14 protein-coding genes and 1 pseudogene are annotated in these 16,421 nt (G+C 57.2%); 13 read left to right on the top strand and 2 right to left on the bottom strand.

The window, feature by feature from the left end:
- Both FS767_RS11855 and FS767_RS11860 read left to right on the top strand, forming a co-directional pair.
- On the top strand, window positions 1-1,317 hold the full coding sequence (locus tag FS767_RS11855; RefSeq protein ID WP_144965720.1) for an FAD-binding oxidoreductase: 1,317 nt from the start codon (window positions 1-3) through the stop codon (window positions 1,315-1,317).
- Between the two features lie 10 nt (window positions 1,318-1,327).
- Window positions 1,328-2,299 carry a LysR substrate-binding domain-containing protein gene (locus tag FS767_RS11860; protein ID WP_144965722.1) on the top strand — a complete coding sequence of 324 codons (972 nt, stop codon included), beginning with the start codon at window positions 1,328-1,330 and terminating at the stop codon, window positions 2,297-2,299.
- On the opposite strand, the gene FS767_RS11865 is transcribed toward FS767_RS11860, so the two are convergent.
- Window positions 2,296-2,505: a hypothetical protein gene (locus FS767_RS11865; protein ID WP_205885211.1), complete on the bottom strand. Its 210-nt coding sequence runs from the start codon at window positions 2,503-2,505 to the stop codon at window positions 2,296-2,298. The two genes, FS767_RS11860 and FS767_RS11865, sit on opposite strands and share 4 nt — an antisense overlap.
- A 244-nt stretch (window positions 2,506-2,749) precedes the next feature.
- Here FS767_RS11865 and FS767_RS11870 point away from each other — a divergent pair, with 244 nt between their 5' ends.
- Window positions 2,750-3,571, top strand: a complete 822-nt coding sequence (locus FS767_RS11870; RefSeq protein ID WP_144965726.1) for an NADPH-dependent oxidoreductase — start codon at window positions 2,750-2,752, stop codon at window positions 3,569-3,571.
- Between the two features lie 49 nt (window positions 3,572-3,620).
- Complete coding sequence (locus tag FS767_RS11875; RefSeq protein WP_144965728.1) at window positions 3,621-3,998, top strand: nuclear transport factor 2 family protein; 378 nt, start codon at window positions 3,621-3,623, stop codon at window positions 3,996-3,998.
- A gap of 150 nt (window positions 3,999-4,148) precedes the next feature.
- Here FS767_RS11875 and FS767_RS11880 read toward each other — a convergent pair.
- Window positions 4,149-4,303 (bottom strand): annotated as a pseudogene (locus tag FS767_RS11880) (IS256 family transposase); the annotation flags it as partial.
- A gap of 566 nt (window positions 4,304-4,869) precedes the next feature.
- On the opposite strand from FS767_RS11880, the gene tssB reads away from it, so the two are divergent.
- The 9 genes from tssB to FS767_RS11920 all read left to right on the top strand — a co-directional run bounded on the left by tssB (window position 4,870) and on the right by FS767_RS11920 (window position 16,410).
- Window positions 4,870-5,373: a type VI secretion system contractile sheath small subunit gene (gene tssB, locus FS767_RS11885; RefSeq protein ID WP_144965875.1), complete on the top strand. Its 504-nt coding sequence runs from the start codon at window positions 4,870-4,872 to the stop codon at window positions 5,371-5,373.
- A 34-nt stretch (window positions 5,374-5,407) separates the two neighbouring features.
- Window positions 5,408-6,946, top strand: a complete 1,539-nt coding sequence (tssC, locus tag FS767_RS11890; protein ID WP_144965729.1) for a type VI secretion system contractile sheath large subunit — start codon at window positions 5,408-5,410, stop codon at window positions 6,944-6,946.
- A 23-nt stretch (window positions 6,947-6,969) separates the two neighbouring features.
- On the top strand, window positions 6,970-8,325 hold the full coding sequence (gene tssK / locus FS767_RS11895) for a type VI secretion system baseplate subunit TssK (RefSeq protein ID WP_144965732.1): 1,356 nt from the start codon (window positions 6,970-6,972) through the stop codon (window positions 8,323-8,325).
- On the top strand, window positions 8,322-9,002 hold the full coding sequence (gene tssL / locus FS767_RS11900; protein WP_144965734.1) for a type VI secretion system protein TssL, short form: 681 nt from the start codon (window positions 8,322-8,324) through the stop codon (window positions 9,000-9,002). The genes tssK and tssL overlap by 4 nt, the downstream gene beginning before the upstream one ends.
- A gap of 56 nt (window positions 9,003-9,058) precedes the next feature.
- Window positions 9,059-10,720, top strand: a complete 1,662-nt coding sequence (locus FS767_RS11905; protein ID WP_256674266.1) for an OmpA family protein — start codon at window positions 9,059-9,061, stop codon at window positions 10,718-10,720.
- Between the two features lie 16 nt (window positions 10,721-10,736).
- Entirely contained in the window at window positions 10,737-11,240 is a 504-nt protein-coding gene (locus FS767_RS11910; protein ID WP_012315100.1) for an Hcp family type VI secretion system effector, read from the top strand.
- Between the two features lie 149 nt (window positions 11,241-11,389).
- Window positions 11,390-11,872, top strand: a complete 483-nt coding sequence (locus FS767_RS23500; protein WP_371921587.1) for a Clp protease N-terminal domain-containing protein — start codon at window positions 11,390-11,392, stop codon at window positions 11,870-11,872.
- Window positions 11,873-11,941: 69 nt separating this feature from the next.
- Window positions 11,942-14,044, top strand: coding sequence for a type VI secretion system ATPase TssH (tssH, locus tag FS767_RS11915; protein ID WP_371921588.1), 2,103 nt, complete (start codon window positions 11,942-11,944; stop codon window positions 14,042-14,044).
- Between the two features lie 17 nt (window positions 14,045-14,061).
- Window positions 14,062-16,410, top strand: coding sequence for a type VI secretion system Vgr family protein (locus tag FS767_RS11920; RefSeq protein WP_256674267.1), 2,349 nt, complete (start codon window positions 14,062-14,064; stop codon window positions 16,408-16,410).
- Window positions 16,411-16,421 lie beyond the last annotated feature (11 nt).

Genomic DNA, 16,421 nt, shown 5'->3' on the forward strand with positions numbered 1-16,421 from the left:
ATGGACCTGAGGCTCAAACCCCATGACGATCAAACAAACGGTTGGTCAGCGATATTGCCACCGCGCATGCCCCACGCACCCTTGCTCGGGCATGTGCACGCCGACTGGCTCGTGATCGGCGCTGGCTACGCTGGGCTGGCCGCCGCGCGCCAGCTGGCCTGGCTGCGGCCCAATGACCGCGTCGTGATCCTTGAAGCAGGCGTGGCCGGGGACAACGCCTCGGGGCGCAACTCGGGCTTTGCCATTGATGTGCCGCACAACGTGGGCAGTTCTACTGCCGAACTGGAGAAGGCGGTCAACTACAAGCGTTTGATGAAGGCCGGTATCGCTCACCTAGAAGCCATCGTCACTACCCAGCGCATCGCCTGTGACTGGAGCGAGCAAGGCAAATACCACTGCGCGGCCGCACCACATCTGGCCGACACCTTGTTGCGCCACCATGCTCAAGAATTGCACGCGCTGGGCGAGCCGTACCAATGGCTGGATCAGGCCGAACTGGCCCGGCGACTAGGGACCGCCTACTTTCACGCGGGCATCTACACACCAGGCTGCATTCTGCTGAACCCAGCGGCACTGACGCGCGGGCTGGCCGATACGCTGCCTGACAACGTCGTCATCTTCGAGAACAGCTCAGTGACGCGCTTGCAATACGCTGTAAATATCGTCGCTGAAACTGCAAGAGGTTCAGTTCGGGCTCGTCAGCTGATCCTGGCCAACAACGGCAGTGCCTGCCAGCTGCCAGGTTTTGAACGGCAACTGTTCAACGTGGCCTCTTACGCCAGCCTGACCCAACCGCTGACGCTAGCGCAGCGTGCCCGGCTGGGTAATATCGATGAATGGGGCGTGACACCGGCAAATGCCATCAGTGGCGCCACCCTGCGCTATACCCGTGATCACCGCCTGTTGATCCGCCAGCACTTCGATTTCACCCCGGGCCTGCAGGTAGGTAAGTCGGTGAGGGACAGGGTGCGGGCACAGCACCGGCAGGTATTCCTGGCACGCTTCCCTGAGCTGGAGGATGTGGCGCTTGAACACTTCTGGATGGGTTTTTTCTCCATCACTCGCAATGGTGCGCCGCGCTGGGGCAAGATTGGCGAAAACGTGCATGCCGCCGTCGGGTGCAACGGTGTCGGTATTGCCAAGCAAACCATCGCTGGCGTGACGCTGGCTGACATGGCGTGCGGGTTCGACAATCCCTTGATCGCCGATATGCAGGCCCTCGGCGCGCCGCAAAAGCTGCCACCCAGGCCGTTGCTGGATCTTGGCGTCAATGCTTACCTGACCAAAGAGCGCTGGGTGGGCAGGCAGGAATACTAGAAGGCAGGCCATGAGCACCCCACGCAAACGACTCCCGCCACTGCAAAACCTAGAGGCTTTCGAGGCGGCGGCCCGCCACCTGAGCTTTACCCGGGCGGGCGAGGAGGTCAGCCTTTCCCAGAGTGCCGTGAGCCGACAGGTCAAACACCTCGAAGACAGCCTTGGCGTGCAGTTGTTCACCCGCACGCACAAGACGCTGGAACTGACCAAGGCCGGACGCACCTTGCTGGGCGGGATCGAGCGTAGCCTGGCGGAGCTGCGTGGCGCGGTCGAAACCCTGGAAAACGAGAAAAGCCCAACCGTCACTATCAGCGCCAGCATGGCAATCGCCAGCTTCTGGCTGCTGCCCGGTATCGCCGAGTTCAAGGAACGCCACCCCGACATCCGCGTTCGGGTAATTGCAGCCGATGGGGAGGACTACGCGGGGATCCATAACAACGACACCGACTTCACCATCCTCTACGATCAGGTCCTAGGTCGCGACCAGGTGTGCATCGAGCTGTTCGAGGAAGTGATTTTTCCGGTGTGCACACCGGGCTACCTTCAAGGACGTACGTTAACCAACATGGTCGAGCTCTCGCGAGAAAAGCTGATCGACTTCGAGGTGCGGCACCTGCGCACCGTCAAAGGTTGGCCGGACTGGTTCAACCGGGCCGGATGCGAGACTCGAGGTATCAATTACACGCTGTCGGTTTCCAATTATGACCTGGCTTGCCGGGCAGCCTTGGCTGGGCAGGGTGTCATGCTGATGTGGGCCTACGTGGCACCCTGGCAAGACTTTGCTAACGGCACGCTCATCCGGCCTGTGGAGGCGGTGGTCAACACAGGCCACGTCGAATACCTGGTGCATGCCAAGGCGCTGGAGTCCTCGGCGCCGCATAGGGTGTTCAAACAGTGGATCCTCGACTATGCCAGCCGCACCAACCAGGCCACCCAGGCTTTTTTGCAGTGCTCAGGCGCTGATGGGAGCGCGGTTTCCTAGGCTACCCCAAGCAAGCGCAGCAATTGGGCATGTTCCCAGGTGCTTAGAAACACCACTGGGTTGGTGCCATAGGGTTGGCAGGCATCGAACTGGTAAGTGCGACCGTCAGGGCTGGAACAACGGATGCAATGATCCAGCGCGCCGTTTTCATTGCTCAAGGTGAGTACCCAACCGTCTGCTTGTACGGTGATGGATCCACAGGCCATTTCTGCCCAACTTGGTTCGCTTAGGCGCTGTAAATCTCGAATCCCGAGGACGATATCACGGAGTATCTGGTAGACCTCTCGAGGTGCTAGGGAAGGTGTCGTCACGCTGGCTGTCCGTTATCGATTGAGTTGAAAGTCAGTTGGCATAAGGTTTGTTAGCCTGCCAAAAGGCTTCGAGCCTATGACACCTGTTATGTGCAGGGCGCCTTTTTTTGATAGCCTCCTATCTTTCTGGAGGAATTGTATGACAGCCGCTAGCCGATCAAAACTTGCCGCCCGCTATGGTACCGAAGAGGTATCGCCGCTCACCCAATGCAATGCAGTGATCGAGCAGTTGCTCGACCATCGCAGCGTACGGGCATTTGAGGACCGATCGCTGCCTGATGGTACGTTGGACGCCCTGATTGCCGCTGCGCAGTCTGCGTCCACGTCCTCAAACCTACAGGTCTGGAGCGTGGTGGCCGTTCAGGATCCCGGCCGCAAGCAACGGCTGTCGGTGCTGGCGGGCAATCAGGCTTATATTCACCAGGCGCCGCTGTTTCTGGTCTGGCTTGCCGACCTGTCACGGGTGTCGCGCATTGGCGAGCAGCATGGCGTGGCACTTGAAGCACTGCCTTACCTCGAGAGCCTACTGCTAGGTACGATCGATGCGGCTCTTGCGGCGCAGAATGCGGTCGTTGCCCTGGAGTCCTTGGGATTGGGAAGTGTTTATATCGGCGGCATCCGTAACGACATTCAGGGAGTGGCCGCAGAGTTGGACTTGCCATCTCATGTCTATCCCGTGTTTGGCTTGTGTGTCGGCTACCCCTCTGCGGATCGCCCCGCCAAGGTCAAACCGCGGCTACCGCAGGAGGTTGTCCTGCACCATGAGACGTACTCGACCGCTCAGGAACAGAGCTTGCTGTCCCGTTACGACGAGCGCCTGGGGGCGTTTTACCACCGTGAAGGCATGAAAGCCTCGGGGTGGTCGGAACAGGTCGTCAGCCGGCTACGAAGCGTTGCCAGCTTGCATGGGCGGGAAGCGCTGTTTGATGAGTTGAAGCGGATGGGGTTCGGGTTGCGGTGAGGCGGCATTCACCGACCGATCACAGCGCATGTTCGTTTGAGGGACCCTAATGAATAGCTATCTTCAGGAAGTCGTGGACTTGCACCACCTGATCGAAGCACGGTTTGCCCGGGGCGAGGGTTCGGTTGAAGCGATGATGCAGCACTTCGTACCGGATTTTTCGATGGTTTCACCCGGAGGGCTGCAGTTCGAACTGCGGGATGTGGAGCAGCTTTTTGATCGGAACGCGGGCAGTCAGCCGGGGCTGAGTATCGAGCTCAGGGATTTGCAGACCCTGCATCAATGGACCGATGGTGCGATGGTCAGGTATCGGGAGATACATAGAGCCGAAGGTAAGAGCGAGACGGTACGGGTATCGACGGCATTGTTGGTGTTGGTTGAGGATCGGGTAAAGTGGCGTCATTTACATGAGACATGGGCATTATGATTGCTCGCGGTCGCCAGCAATCTTTTTGAATGCTTGAGGAGGCAGGCGGCAGCGGGATGGCGTCTGCCGCTTGGTCTGACCACGTGAGGCCGCTACCGGCCCGCACTCAAAAAAATGACACTCCCGCCTGCCGTGCGGCAGACCCTGTTTTCACCAGGGTGGCCTGATGCACCGATCCCCGTACAAAATTGCGAATCGATTCATTGCACTTTCCAAGCGTGCGCTGCTGAGCCCCCAGTTCCCGTGATGTTTCTCAGACCCAGCCAGGTCAGCTGGGTAGCTGCTTCATCGTTCGGGAAATCACCCCAAACGCCGGGGGCTTCCTCGAGAGCTTGCGCAGCCGTCAGGCCTCACCGAGCTGCTCTGGCAGCTCTTTAGAGATCTGGGGCAGGTCACGCAGGAATATCTTTTGGTTGGTAAAAACGCACCTCCTCATGCGATGCTCGAACACAAAATTTCCGACACCCAGATTCTACGAAATTGCCGATTAAGTGTTACGGGATGGAAATAATACTCGCCTAGTGCATGACGGGAAATCGTTTCACTGGCGATATTTTATTGATATAGATCAGTTCATCGATAGTACTAGGGCTGCATTTTTTTGAATGCAGTCTTGGTGATTTGGCATGCCTGCTCGGGGGCTTGTGGGCATTTAAGTCATGAGGTGTAGGAACAGTCCCTATTTTTGAAAGGGGCTAGCGCAGCAAGAAAATATGCGCCATGTTTGTCAGTGAAGCACTTCCGGGTAGTGCTGCTGGTCAAGCGTTATCTCGAAATTTACTCAATTATATTTGATCCGTTTTGTTGGGGTTGGGTGGCGCTTTTCAGAGAGCGCTGGTCCCTCCAGGAATCCCGGTTTGCAGGAGGCGGCATCGCTTCAAATAGCTTTCAGAATGAGGTGCCAAAGGCACGAATCAATATCAAGCTAGATCTGCATACAGGCGGCGCCCAGCGCAAGGTGGAACTTCCGCTAAAGCTCATGCTGATGGGGGACTACAGTAACGGCAAGGAGCAACGTCCGCTGTCAGAGCGGCCGAGAGTCAATATCAACAAGAATAATTTCGACAGTGTGCTGTCCGACCTCTCTCCGTGTCTCAAGCTTGTTGTTGAAGATACGCTATCGGGCGACGGTGGCGAGACACCGATCGAACTGAGCTTTCAGCGCATGAAGGACTTCGAGCCAGAGCAGGTTGCCCGGCAGATCCCCCAGTTGCGTGCACTGTTGGCGATGCGAAACCTGCTGCGTGAGTTGAAGGCCAATCTTCTGGACAACGCAACGTTCCGAGCTGAGCTGGAGCGGATTCTTAAAGATGAAGCGCTAAGTAACGAGCTGCTTAAGGAACTCGCTGCCCTTGCACCGCAAAGCAAGCGCTAGAAAACCATCATCTCGACAGACGGGAAGCTAATAAATGTCCGAAGAACAATCTTCTGCGCAATCGCGTGGCGCCACTGTGCTGGTGGAAGAGAGCCAGAGCGTCTATCACGCGCTGTTTGAAAGAATAAACCTTGAGCCGCTTGGTCAGATGGGCGGTATCGAGGTGTTCCAAAGTGTCGATGCATTGTCAGAAGCCACAGCTAATGAGCGCGTGACTGCATCGGTGAGCGTTTTTCTGGACCGCCTCAAGCACGTCTCTCCGAAGGTGGAGAAACTGGACAGGGCTCTGCTAGATGAGCACATCGCCTCGATTGATGCTCAGATCAGCAGCCAGCTGGATGCGGTCATGCATCATCCGGATTTTCAGCGGGTCGAATCAATCTGGCGTGGCGCGAAGTCGTTGATTGATCAAACGGATTTTCGTCAGAACGTTCGGATAGAGCTGCTGGATATCAGCAAAGAGCATTTGATGCAGGACTTTGAGGACGCGCCTGAGATCGCTCAAAGCGGAATGTATCTGCATACCTATACTCAGGAATACGATACGCCTGGCGGTGAGCCTATCGCGGCGGCGGTTTCGAATTACGAATTTGGACGAGGGGCGCAAGATATCGCGCTGTTGCGCAATGTTTCGAAAGTGGCAGCTGCGGCGCATATGCCCTTCTTGTGCTCGGTTGGCCCGGCGTTCTTCGGCAAGGACACCATGGAGGAAGTTGCTGCGATCAAGGATATCGGCAACTACATGGATCGCGCTGAATACATTAAATGGCATGCCTTTGCGCAAAGCGATGACGCCCGATACGTGGGGCCGACGATGCCCCGTGTGTTGGGGCGCCTGCCTTATGGGCCTGACACGAACCCGGTGCGACTCTTTAATTATGTGGAACAGGTTAAGGGGCCGGACCACAGCAAATACCTGTGGGTGAGTTCGACATTTGCATTCGCAGCCAACATGGTCAAAAGCTTTATCGCCAATGGCTGGTGCGTTCAGATACGAGGACCGCAGTCCGGTGGCGCTGTCAAGAACTTGCCGATCCATTTATACGACATGGGAACGGGTAGTCAAGTTAAGATCCCTTCGGAAGTGATGATCCCGGAGACCCGAGAGTTTGAGTTTGCCAATCTGGGCTTGATTCCGCTCTCCTATTACAAGAATCGTGACTACGCCTGTTTCTTCTCAGCCAACTCAGCGCACAAGCCGGCCATCTATGACACAGCGGAGGCCACGGCCAATAGCCGTATCAATTCACGGTTGCCGTATGTGTTCTTGCTTTCACGTATTGCTCATTATTTGAAACTGATCCAGCGGGAGAATATCGGCACCACCAAAGACCGACGCGTGTTGGAGTTGGAACTCAATAGGTGGGTCAGTGGCTTGGTCACCGAGATGACCGATCCAGGCGATGACCTGCAAGCCTCTCACCCGCTGAGGCAAGCAAAAGTGGTTGTCGAAGATATTGATGACAACCCGGGCTTCTTCAGGGTCAAGTTGTTTGCTGTGCCGCATTTCCAGGTTGAGGGTATGGACATCAACCTCTCCTTGGTTTCGCAGATGCCCAAAGCAAAATCTTGATTGCGGTTGCAGGAGTGTATGACGTGAAGATCGATCGGCCTTTATGGGCGTCTGGAGTGGTGTTGTCTGCGCAGCAATTTCAGCAGCAGGCCCGCTTTGAATCGTGGACAAATCGGAGTATCGCCTCACTGGCCCTGATTCACCCCTGGGGCATCCGCCATGTGGCGTTTGATGCAGAGGCGCTGAGGTTAGGCAAGCTGATGGCCACCCGGCTTCAGTTGTGCCTGCCAGACGGTACTTTGATTGACACCGATCGGTTGGATCGACTGCCCGGTGCTCTGGAACTCTCTCGGGTATTGCCCGGTGATATCCAGAAGACCACGGTTGTGCTCGCTTTGCCCCTGGAACAGGCCCATGGTAACAACTGCCTGTTTGAGGGCAACAGCGCCAAGCGGCCCGTCAGGTATCACCAGAAATGGCGTGATACCAAGGATCTCTACACTGGTGAAATACAGTCAATCAGCGTGCTCGAACAGGCGCTGAGCTTGCGCCTGGCTGACGACGATAATGCCGATTACTTGACCTGCCCGGTGGCTCGTTTGCTGCGTGATGGCCGGGATGGGTGGGCAATTGATGATACCTACATCCCGCCCTTGTTGAGGTTTGATGCTCATGCCGGGTTGTTGCTTCAGCTCGACAACTTGCTGACCCAGCTGTCCGCCAAGCGTGAGCGGTTGATGGGCATGCGTCGGGAGAGCAACCAGCGCATGGCGGATTTCGCTGTTGCGGATGTCACCTTGTTCTGGTTGCTCAATGCGCTTAACACGTATCAGCCAGTGCTGGCTGACCTGAAAGCGCAGCCTGGTCGGCATCCGGAACAGGTGTATCAGCAGTTGGTGAAGTTCGCAGGTGGTCTGCTGACCTTCTCGTTAGACCAGCACATAGAGGACATACCTGCCTCTCAGCACGCAGATCTTGAGGCGGTTTTCCCGCCGTTGATGCGTACCCTTTCTACATTGATGGAGGCGAGCCTGCCCTCACGTGTGCTGGCCTTGTCCCTGGAGGCACGCAGTGCAAACCGTTGGCAGGTTTCCCTGAGCGATCCCCGCTTGCTAGAGCCAGAAGGTGCTGACTTCTATCTCTCGGTTCGCTGCCGGCTGCCGGCCGTTCAAATTCAAAGCCAGTTCCCCCGGCTGTGCAAGGTCGGTTCCCCCGATGATGTGGACCATCTCGTCAATGCGGCGCTCGATGGCGTTCCTCTTAAACCTTTGAGCCATGTGCCGGCGGCAATACCGTTGCGGCTGGAGAATCAGTACTTCGCACTCGACCTCGGCCATGCAAAAGGGCGTGCGATGTTGGCTGATGGGGTCTGTGCGCTCTATGTTCCGAGCGTGTTTCAGGATGTCCAACTCGAATTGTTCGCGGTGCTTCGCTCATGAATCGTGCGACACAAAAGAACGCCGCAGTCAAGGTGGATATCGACGAGCTGCTACAAGATACCTATCTGTTGGTGGTCGAGTTGCGACACGGTACCGAGGCGCACACCAGTCCAGAGCTGTGGTCATGTTGCGTTGCTGATGTGGAACATGTGCGCGCCACGCTTCAAGAGGGCGGCCTGGATCGCCGTAGCATCGAGCTGATCAGCCATGCGCAATGTGCCCTGCTGGACGAGACGGTACTTACTTGCGCCAAGGGCAGAGCCCATGAGGACTGGGCGATGGAGACCTTGCAGGCAAAGTTCTTCAGCAGTCACCAGGCGGGTGAGTCGCTCTACGAAGATATGCGCACTGCGCTGCGCGAAGCCTCTGTGCACCCTCACGTACTCACGGTCTTTCAGCGGGTGCTGATGCTTGGCTTCCTCGGCCGCTATCGAGATGCCAATCACCCGGAGCGGCAGCAGTTGTTGACTGCCATCTCTGTCAAGGTGCCACCTTTGGCCACGAGCCAGTCACTGGTTATCCCGCTGAACACTGGTCCACGGATGCCGATCTGGGGATGGCTGCGTGCTCCGCTGGTTCACATCGTGATGGCCGCTGTCCTGTTGGTAGGCGCCTGGTGGGGGCTTGATAACGCGTTAGGTGAGGCAGTGGCCTCACTCTTGCCGGTGCAGGAGTGAGCGTAATGCCGCAGAGACACAAACAAGGGCTTTGGCTATGGGCCGGTGCGCTGTCCTTGTTGTTGATTGCCACGTTGCCGCTGGCTGCAGGGGTTCAAGCAATCGCGGCTCTGCTAGTCAGTGCGTTAGTGGCGGTGGGTTGGCGCCGCATATCACGTGCTACCGGCAAACGCAGCGGTGTCAGCCTGCCTGCTGGATCGTATCGTCATCCCGTTGTTCTAGTGGTCGGTGATTGTCTGGCCGAGCTGTTTGAGGACTCGTCTGCTGAGCAATTGGCTCCACGTGCAACAGGGGAAGGGTGTTATGTGCCAGTGCCCGACCTCTCGAAGTTGCCCGCAACCGTCGCCGATCTACTGCTGGAGCGGCCAGAATGGGGTGGGCAGTTCAGCGTCATGTGGGTCGTAACCCCCAGTGCCCATACTGACGGCGCAGTGCTTGCGAACCAGATTCAAAGCTTGTGCCATCAGCTCGCGATGCTGCGCAAGCGAGGTATACCGCTGCCGCTGCTGATTGTGAGCTATTTCCAGAGTGCGACTGGGCCTTCCCCCTGGTTCAGTTGGGAGGCAGAAGAGTCAAGTGTGCAAGTACGAGAGGCGGGTGAATGCCTGAGCCTGTCCGAATGGCAGCGCAGGGCCAAAGATCCTGAGCACCAGGCTGATCGACTACGCACCACGGTACAGTTGAACGCTGCCGTCGGTTGGCTGAACGAAGCGTGTTTGCCGGAAATAGACATAGGGAATCCCCGTCAGCAGATCGAAACTGCGCTCACCCTTGCGGTTGCATTTGTTCCCAGGGCTGAGGGGGCGCGTGACGGCAGTCTTTGGCACCGTTGGCTCCAGCAGCGGACCGGCCTTTCCTACATTCGTGATGGGGCCAATCACGCAAGCGCGTCGCTACCCTTTCCCGATGCACTGCTTCATTTGCTGCCCGGCAGGGCTCCATACAGTTCGCGTAGCAGGGCCGTGGTGATTGGGGTCTGGTTGTTGGTGCTAGCGGCGTGCGTCGCATTGATCAGCTCGGCGAGGCAAAACACGCTCCTGATACGTCAGGTCACCGATGATTTGCGGCGTTACAGCACCGCTTCGCTGAGCCCCGATTCGGCCAACGTATCGCAGCGCCAGGAGGCAATGATGGTGCTTCGCCAGGATGCGCAGCGCCTGGATCACTACTACCGCCAGGGTGAGCCGTGGTCACTTGGTATCGGGCTGTATCAAGGCGAAAGATTACGTCCTTCACTGCTGGCTGCGATCAACGGCCACCGCATGCCGACCGTGCCTCAAGGCGTGCCTGACAAGCCACGCACGGTTCGCCTGGACAGCTTGTCGCTGTTCAACAGTGGCAGCGCGCAGTTGAAGCCAGAGTCGACCAAGTTCCTGGTGAATGCGTTGGCGGGCATCAAGGCACAGCCAGGCTGGTTGATCGTGATCACAGGCCACACGGATGCGACGGGCAGTGACGAACAGAACCTGCGCTTGTCGCGAGCACGCGCCGCTGCGGTTCACGACTGGATTCAACACATGGGTGACATACCCAGCAACTGCTTCGCAGTACAAGGCTTGGGGGCGAGTGAGCCCGTTGCAAGCAACGACACGGAACAAGGACGGTCGGCCAATCGCCGAGTTGAAATTCGCCTGGTGCCGGAAGCGGGGGCTTGTCAGTCCTCGGCTACGGCCTCGGGATTGCAACCCCTGTCGCACTTCGCGACGCCCAACGTTTGAAATGAGGAACTTCTAAATGGCTATTCCTGTTTATCTGTGGCTGAAAGACGACGGCGGGGCCGATATCAAAGGCTCGGTGGATGTAAAAGGCCGCGAAGGTAGTGTTGAAGTCGTCGGTCAAGATCATGATCTGTATATCCCAACCGATAACAACACCGGCAAATTAACCGGTACGCGTATCCATACACCGTTTGTCTTCACTAAAGAGATAGACGCCTCTTCTCCTTACCTCTACAAGGCCGTGACGACCGGGCAGACGCTCAAAGAAGCGGAATTCAAATGGTACAAAATCAATGATGCCGGGCAGGAGGTGGAGTATTTCAACACCAAACTGGAAAACGTCAAGGTCGTGAAAGTTGCTCCAAAAATGCACGACGTCAAAGATCCAGCGAAAGAGAAACACAATCACTTGGAATTGGTCGAGTTGCGCTACGAGAAGATCACTTGGGCTTTCAAGGATGGAAACATCATCCATTCGGATTCCTGGAATGAACGCCCTAGCGCCGCTGCCGCTGGATAAAACCTGGCTTTCAGCCCAAGTTGGTTGACAGCTCCCAGTGTCTTGGGTTGAGCGTCCGTGCGCGGGCGTTCAGCCAAATACACCTCAGATAGTCAGATGCGCTCGCACTTGTGGCGCCATGCTGATCATTGACGACAAGGATGCCCTGTATGGCACACGATCCTACACGCCTGCTTCGCCGGCTGAACGCCTATTGTACCCAGGCACTCACGGCAGCAGCTTCACTTTGCCAGGCACGTGGGCACAGTCATATCACCGTTGAACAATGGCTGTTGAAATTGCTTGAACAAGGCGAGGGCGATATCGTGGTCATCGCCCGCCGATACGAGTGGGATATGGATGCCATCTGGCAGGGACTGCTTGACCACTTCAATACATTGCCTCGAAGCGTTCTCAGCAAACCTCAGCTGAGCGGTGAAGTGCAGCAGTTGATCATTAATGCCTGGTTGTTAGCATCGCTGGATCGTGACTGTGAGCAGTTGCGATCCGTTCACCTGCTGGGGGCGCTGTTTGAAGCGCCAAACTTGCTTAAGTGTTCAGCCGCTTGGCCTGCATCGAGCATCGGTCCTACGCAATCGGAGCAGGTGAAAGCGCTGCTTGAATTCGATTCGGAAGAACGTCAGTCAGAGTAGAGTTCATTGTTCAAGCCAGAAGTGCCGAGAGAGTCTGAGGCTGTGGGCGGTACAGGTGGTGATTCGGCATTGCTCGCCATCTTGGATCAGTTCAGCCATGACGTTACTGCCAAGGCTGCAGCAGGGCAGATTGATCCGGTGTTCGGCCGCGACGATGAGATCCGTCAGGTGATCGATGTGCTGAGCCGTCGGCGCAAGAACAACCCCATTCTGGTGGGTGACCCAGGTGTTGGGAAAACCGCACTGGTTGAGGGGCTGGCTTTGCGCATCGCCAGCGGTGATGTTCCCGATAGCCTGAAACCGGTGTGCATCCGTACGCTGGACCTGGGGCTGCTCCAGGCGGGCGCCGGGGTCAAAGGCGAGTTCGAGCAACGGCTGAAAAATGTGATCGACGCTGTTCAGCGGTCAGAGACTCCGGTGCTGCTGTTCATCGATGAAGCCCACACCTTGATCGGCGCTGGTAATCAGGCGGGGGGCGCAGACGCGGCGAATCTGCTGAAGCCGGCGTTGGCGCGTGGCGAGCTTCGCACCATCGCTGCCACCACCTGGAGTGAATACAAGCAGTACTTCGAGCGCGATGCGGCGCTGGAGCGTCGCTTCCAGATGATCAAGGTCGATGAGCCGGATGATGCCAATGCCTGTGTGATGCTGCGAGGGCTCAAAGCGCGATATGCCAGCTACCACGGCGTGCACGTTCAAGATGCCGCGGTGCAGACAGCAGTTAGCTTGTCCCGGCGCTTTCTGACGGGGCGACGCCTGCCAGACAAAGCAGTTGATCTGGTTGATACCGCCTGCGCACGCGTTCGCATGAGTCTGGATTGTGAGCCTCACGCACTGGTCCAGCTGAAGTCGCAAATGACGGCGCTGATTGCCGAGCAAAGGGCGCTGGAAGAGGATGCGCAGCTGACCGGGAATGTGGCTGAGCCGCGCCTGGCCAAGATCAATGCACAACGGACCCAGCTTGAAAGCCAGCAAACCGCGTTGGAGCTGCAATACCAGCAAGAGCTCGATCTCACTCATCAGCTGCTAGAGGCTCGCCTGGCCGAGCAGGTCGATACGGCTGCCTGCGCTCAGCTTCAACAAGACCTCAGCCACGTGCAAGGGAGTCGACCACTGTTGGCACTCGACGTGTGCGCACGCAGTGTGGCTGAAGTGATCGCCGACTGGACGGGCGTGCCTCTCGGCAGCTTGCTGAAGGATGAACATGCCAGCTTGTTGAATCTGGAAGACCAGTTGGCCGAGCGTGTTGTTGGCCAAGACACCGCGCTGAGTGCACTTGCTCAACGGTTGCGCGCCGCCCGAACGGGCCTCACTGATGACAAAGCACCGATGGGCGTGTTCCTGCTGGTCGGAACCAGTGGTATCGGCAAGACAGAGACGGCGCATGCATTGGCCAGCAGTCTGTTCGGTGGTGAGAAGTCATTGATCACGCTCAACATGTCTGAATACCAGGAGGCGCACACCGTCAGCCAACTCAAGGGTTCGCCGCCGGGTTATGTCGGCTACGGCCAAGGCGGCGTACTCACTGAAGCCGTTCGCCAGCGTCCCTATAGCGTCGTGTTGCTGGATGAAGTCGAGAAGGCCCACCGTGATGTGCTCAACCTGTTCTATCAGGTATTTGATCGCGGCCTCATGCGTGATGGAGAAGGAAGGGAGATCGATTTCCGCAACACCGTCATCTTGATGACTTCCAATCTGGGCAGCGACTTGCTGCAAGGCAGTGTCGAGCGGCAGCCAGACATTGAGGAAGCGGCACTGCACGAACTACTGCGTCCTGTGCTACGCGAACACTTCCAGCCTGCGCTGTTGGCGCGCTTCCAGACCTTGATCTTCCGCCCGTTGGGGGGCGATGCACTCAAACGCATAGTCGCCATCAAGCTCGATCAAGTGGCCAAACGCTTGCTGCGTCATTACGGCTTGCGATGTGAGGTTGATGACTCGCTCTACGAGGCGCTGGTCGCCGCCTGCCTTTTGCCAGATACCGGCGCTCGCAACATCGATAGCTTGCTCAACCAACAGATCCTGCCGGTGCTCAGCCAGCAGTTGCTGCAGCGCCAAGCCCTCGGTCAGCCAACACAAGCAGTGACGCTTGGGTACTGCGAAGACACCGGCATCAGCTTGATCTTTGCGGATGAACACGATCCAGCGCTGCTGGCTACTGAGAGGGCCTGATAATGGCGAAGCCAATAATGGGTTCCACCCATAACCTCTACCAGTTAGAAGTTGAAGACCTCACGGCCGAGCTCGATGTGCTGTCATTCAAAGGCCAGGAATGGCTAAGCCAACCATTCAAGTACACCGTTGCATTCACTTCCCAGGAGCAGGATATCGAGGCGGCGCAGGTCCTCGGTAAGGATGCCAGTTTCCATCTGGGCAAGTCTGAACTGACCACTCAGCTTCCAATGCCTGACGAGGCATCACGCACAGTGCATGGCGTGATCACGGGTTTCAAGCGTGTCTCCGGCTCCCGGGACGAAGCCCGCTACCAAGTCACACTTGAAGCGCACCTGGCATTGCTCGGACGTGGCAAGCAGTACCGGATCTATCAGCATCAATCGGTTCCGGAAATTGTTGAAAGTATCCTGCGCAGTCGCCACCAGCTGGAAGGGCAGCACTTCGTGTTCGACCTGGCGCGCGAATATCCCAAGCGTGAACAGGTCATGCAGTACGGTGAGAGCGATCTGACTTTCATCAGCCGTCTGCTGGCGGAAGTCGGCATCTGGTATCGCTTCTCCCACGACGATCGGCTTTACATTGATGTGGTCGAGTTTCACGACCATCAACGGCATTACCAGTTTGGCGTCAAGTTGCCGCATCGGCCTCTGTCGGGCTTGGCCAGCAATGGGCAGGACGGCGTATGGGCGCTGCAGGTTGAGCATCAGGTGGTGGAGCAACACGTCAATGTGCGGGCTTATCACTACCGGGAGGCGACCGCCTTCCTGGATGGTGAGGTTGACCATAGCCGGGGTAACACCACTACGTACGGCGAAGGCTATCACTATGGCGAACCCTATACCGCGCTGGGTGACGCAATTGACCAGGATGAAGACCTGCTCAGCGAAAGCGGGTACTTCTATGCGCGCCTGAATCATGAACGCTTTCTCAATGACCAGACCCGTTGCACCGGCATCAGCAGCAGTGTATCGCTCGCCCCAGGGCAAGTGCTGACGGTCACTGACGGGGCGCCACAGGTCTTCGAACCTGGTGTGGTCATCACCCATTTGACCGTCGAGGCAGCCCGCGACCGTGGTTTGGAAGTCACGTTCGACGCGATCCCCTACTCGGAGACGATAGGCTTTCGGCCAAGATTGCTGGGCAAGCCAGAGATCGCCGGTACGGTGCCGGCGCGGGTCACCAGTACTCAAAAGAACGATCCTTACAGCCATATCGACATGGAGGGACGTTACCGGGTCACCTTCTTGTTCGACCGGGACACCTGGCGAGCAGGCGAGGAAAGCGTCTGGCTACGACTGGCACGCCCCTACGCCGGTGACACCCATGGCCTGCATTTGCCATTGATCTGCGGTACTGAAGTGGCGGTGGCGTTCGAGCAAGGTGATCCCGACCGGCCCTACATCGCCCATGCCTTGCACGACAGTGAACATCCCGACCACGTGACATTGCGCAACTACAAACGCAATGTGTTGCGGACCCCGGCTAATAACAAGTTGCGCCTGGACGATACGCGTGGGCAGGAGCACATCAAGCTCAGTACCGAGCACAGTGGCAAGAGTCAGCTCAACCTAGGTCATGTAGTCGACGCGGAGCGCAATCGCCGAGGAGAGGGGGCGGAGCTGCGAACTGATGGCCATGCATCAATCCGGGGCGGAAGCGGCATCTTCATCAGTGCTGATACGCAGCCAGGGGCCAAGGGGCACATGCTAGAAATGGCCACCGCACTAGAGCGACTGGAGCACGCCAAAGAGCAATTGGAAGGACTGTCGGATGACGCTCAGGCTTGCAAGGTTGAGGCTGCGGATGTCCAGGCTCAGTTGGACCTGCTTAAGCAAGATCTGGAACAGCTCAAATCCTCGGTACTGCTACTGAGCGCCCCTCAGGGGATTTCGCTAACTAGTGGCGGCCACCTTCAGCTAGCAGCGCAAAAGAACCTGATGCTCAACGCCGGCGGCGAGGCCGATGTAAGTGTGGTCAAGCGCCTCTTTGTGGGGATAGGGCAGGGACTAAGTGTGTTTGTGCGCAAATTGGGCATCAAGCTCATTGCCAACCAAGGGCCAGTCACTATCCAGGCGCAGAACGATACCTTGTCACTAATTGCACGGCATGGACTGGAGATTTCCAGTACAGAAGATGAGATCCGGATCACGGCCAAAAAGAAGATCACGCTCAATGCGGGTGGCAGCTATATCACCATGGATGCGTGCAGTATTGAGTCTGGCACGGAAGGCGACTACCTAATCAAGGCAGCCAGCTTCGAGTATTTAGAGGAGTCTGCAAAGCAGGTTGCAGAAATGACGTCCATGCCTCCTTTAGCGGACCATGATCCCGATTCATTAAAGTTTACAGCTTTTTCAGGATGAATATTCTCTGA

Origin of the sequence: Pseudomonas sp. DE0010 (assembly GCF_007680745.1) — a bacterium.
In the GTDB taxonomy this organism is placed as follows: Bacteria; Pseudomonadota; Gammaproteobacteria; order Pseudomonadales; family Pseudomonadaceae; genus Aquipseudomonas; species Aquipseudomonas parafulva_B.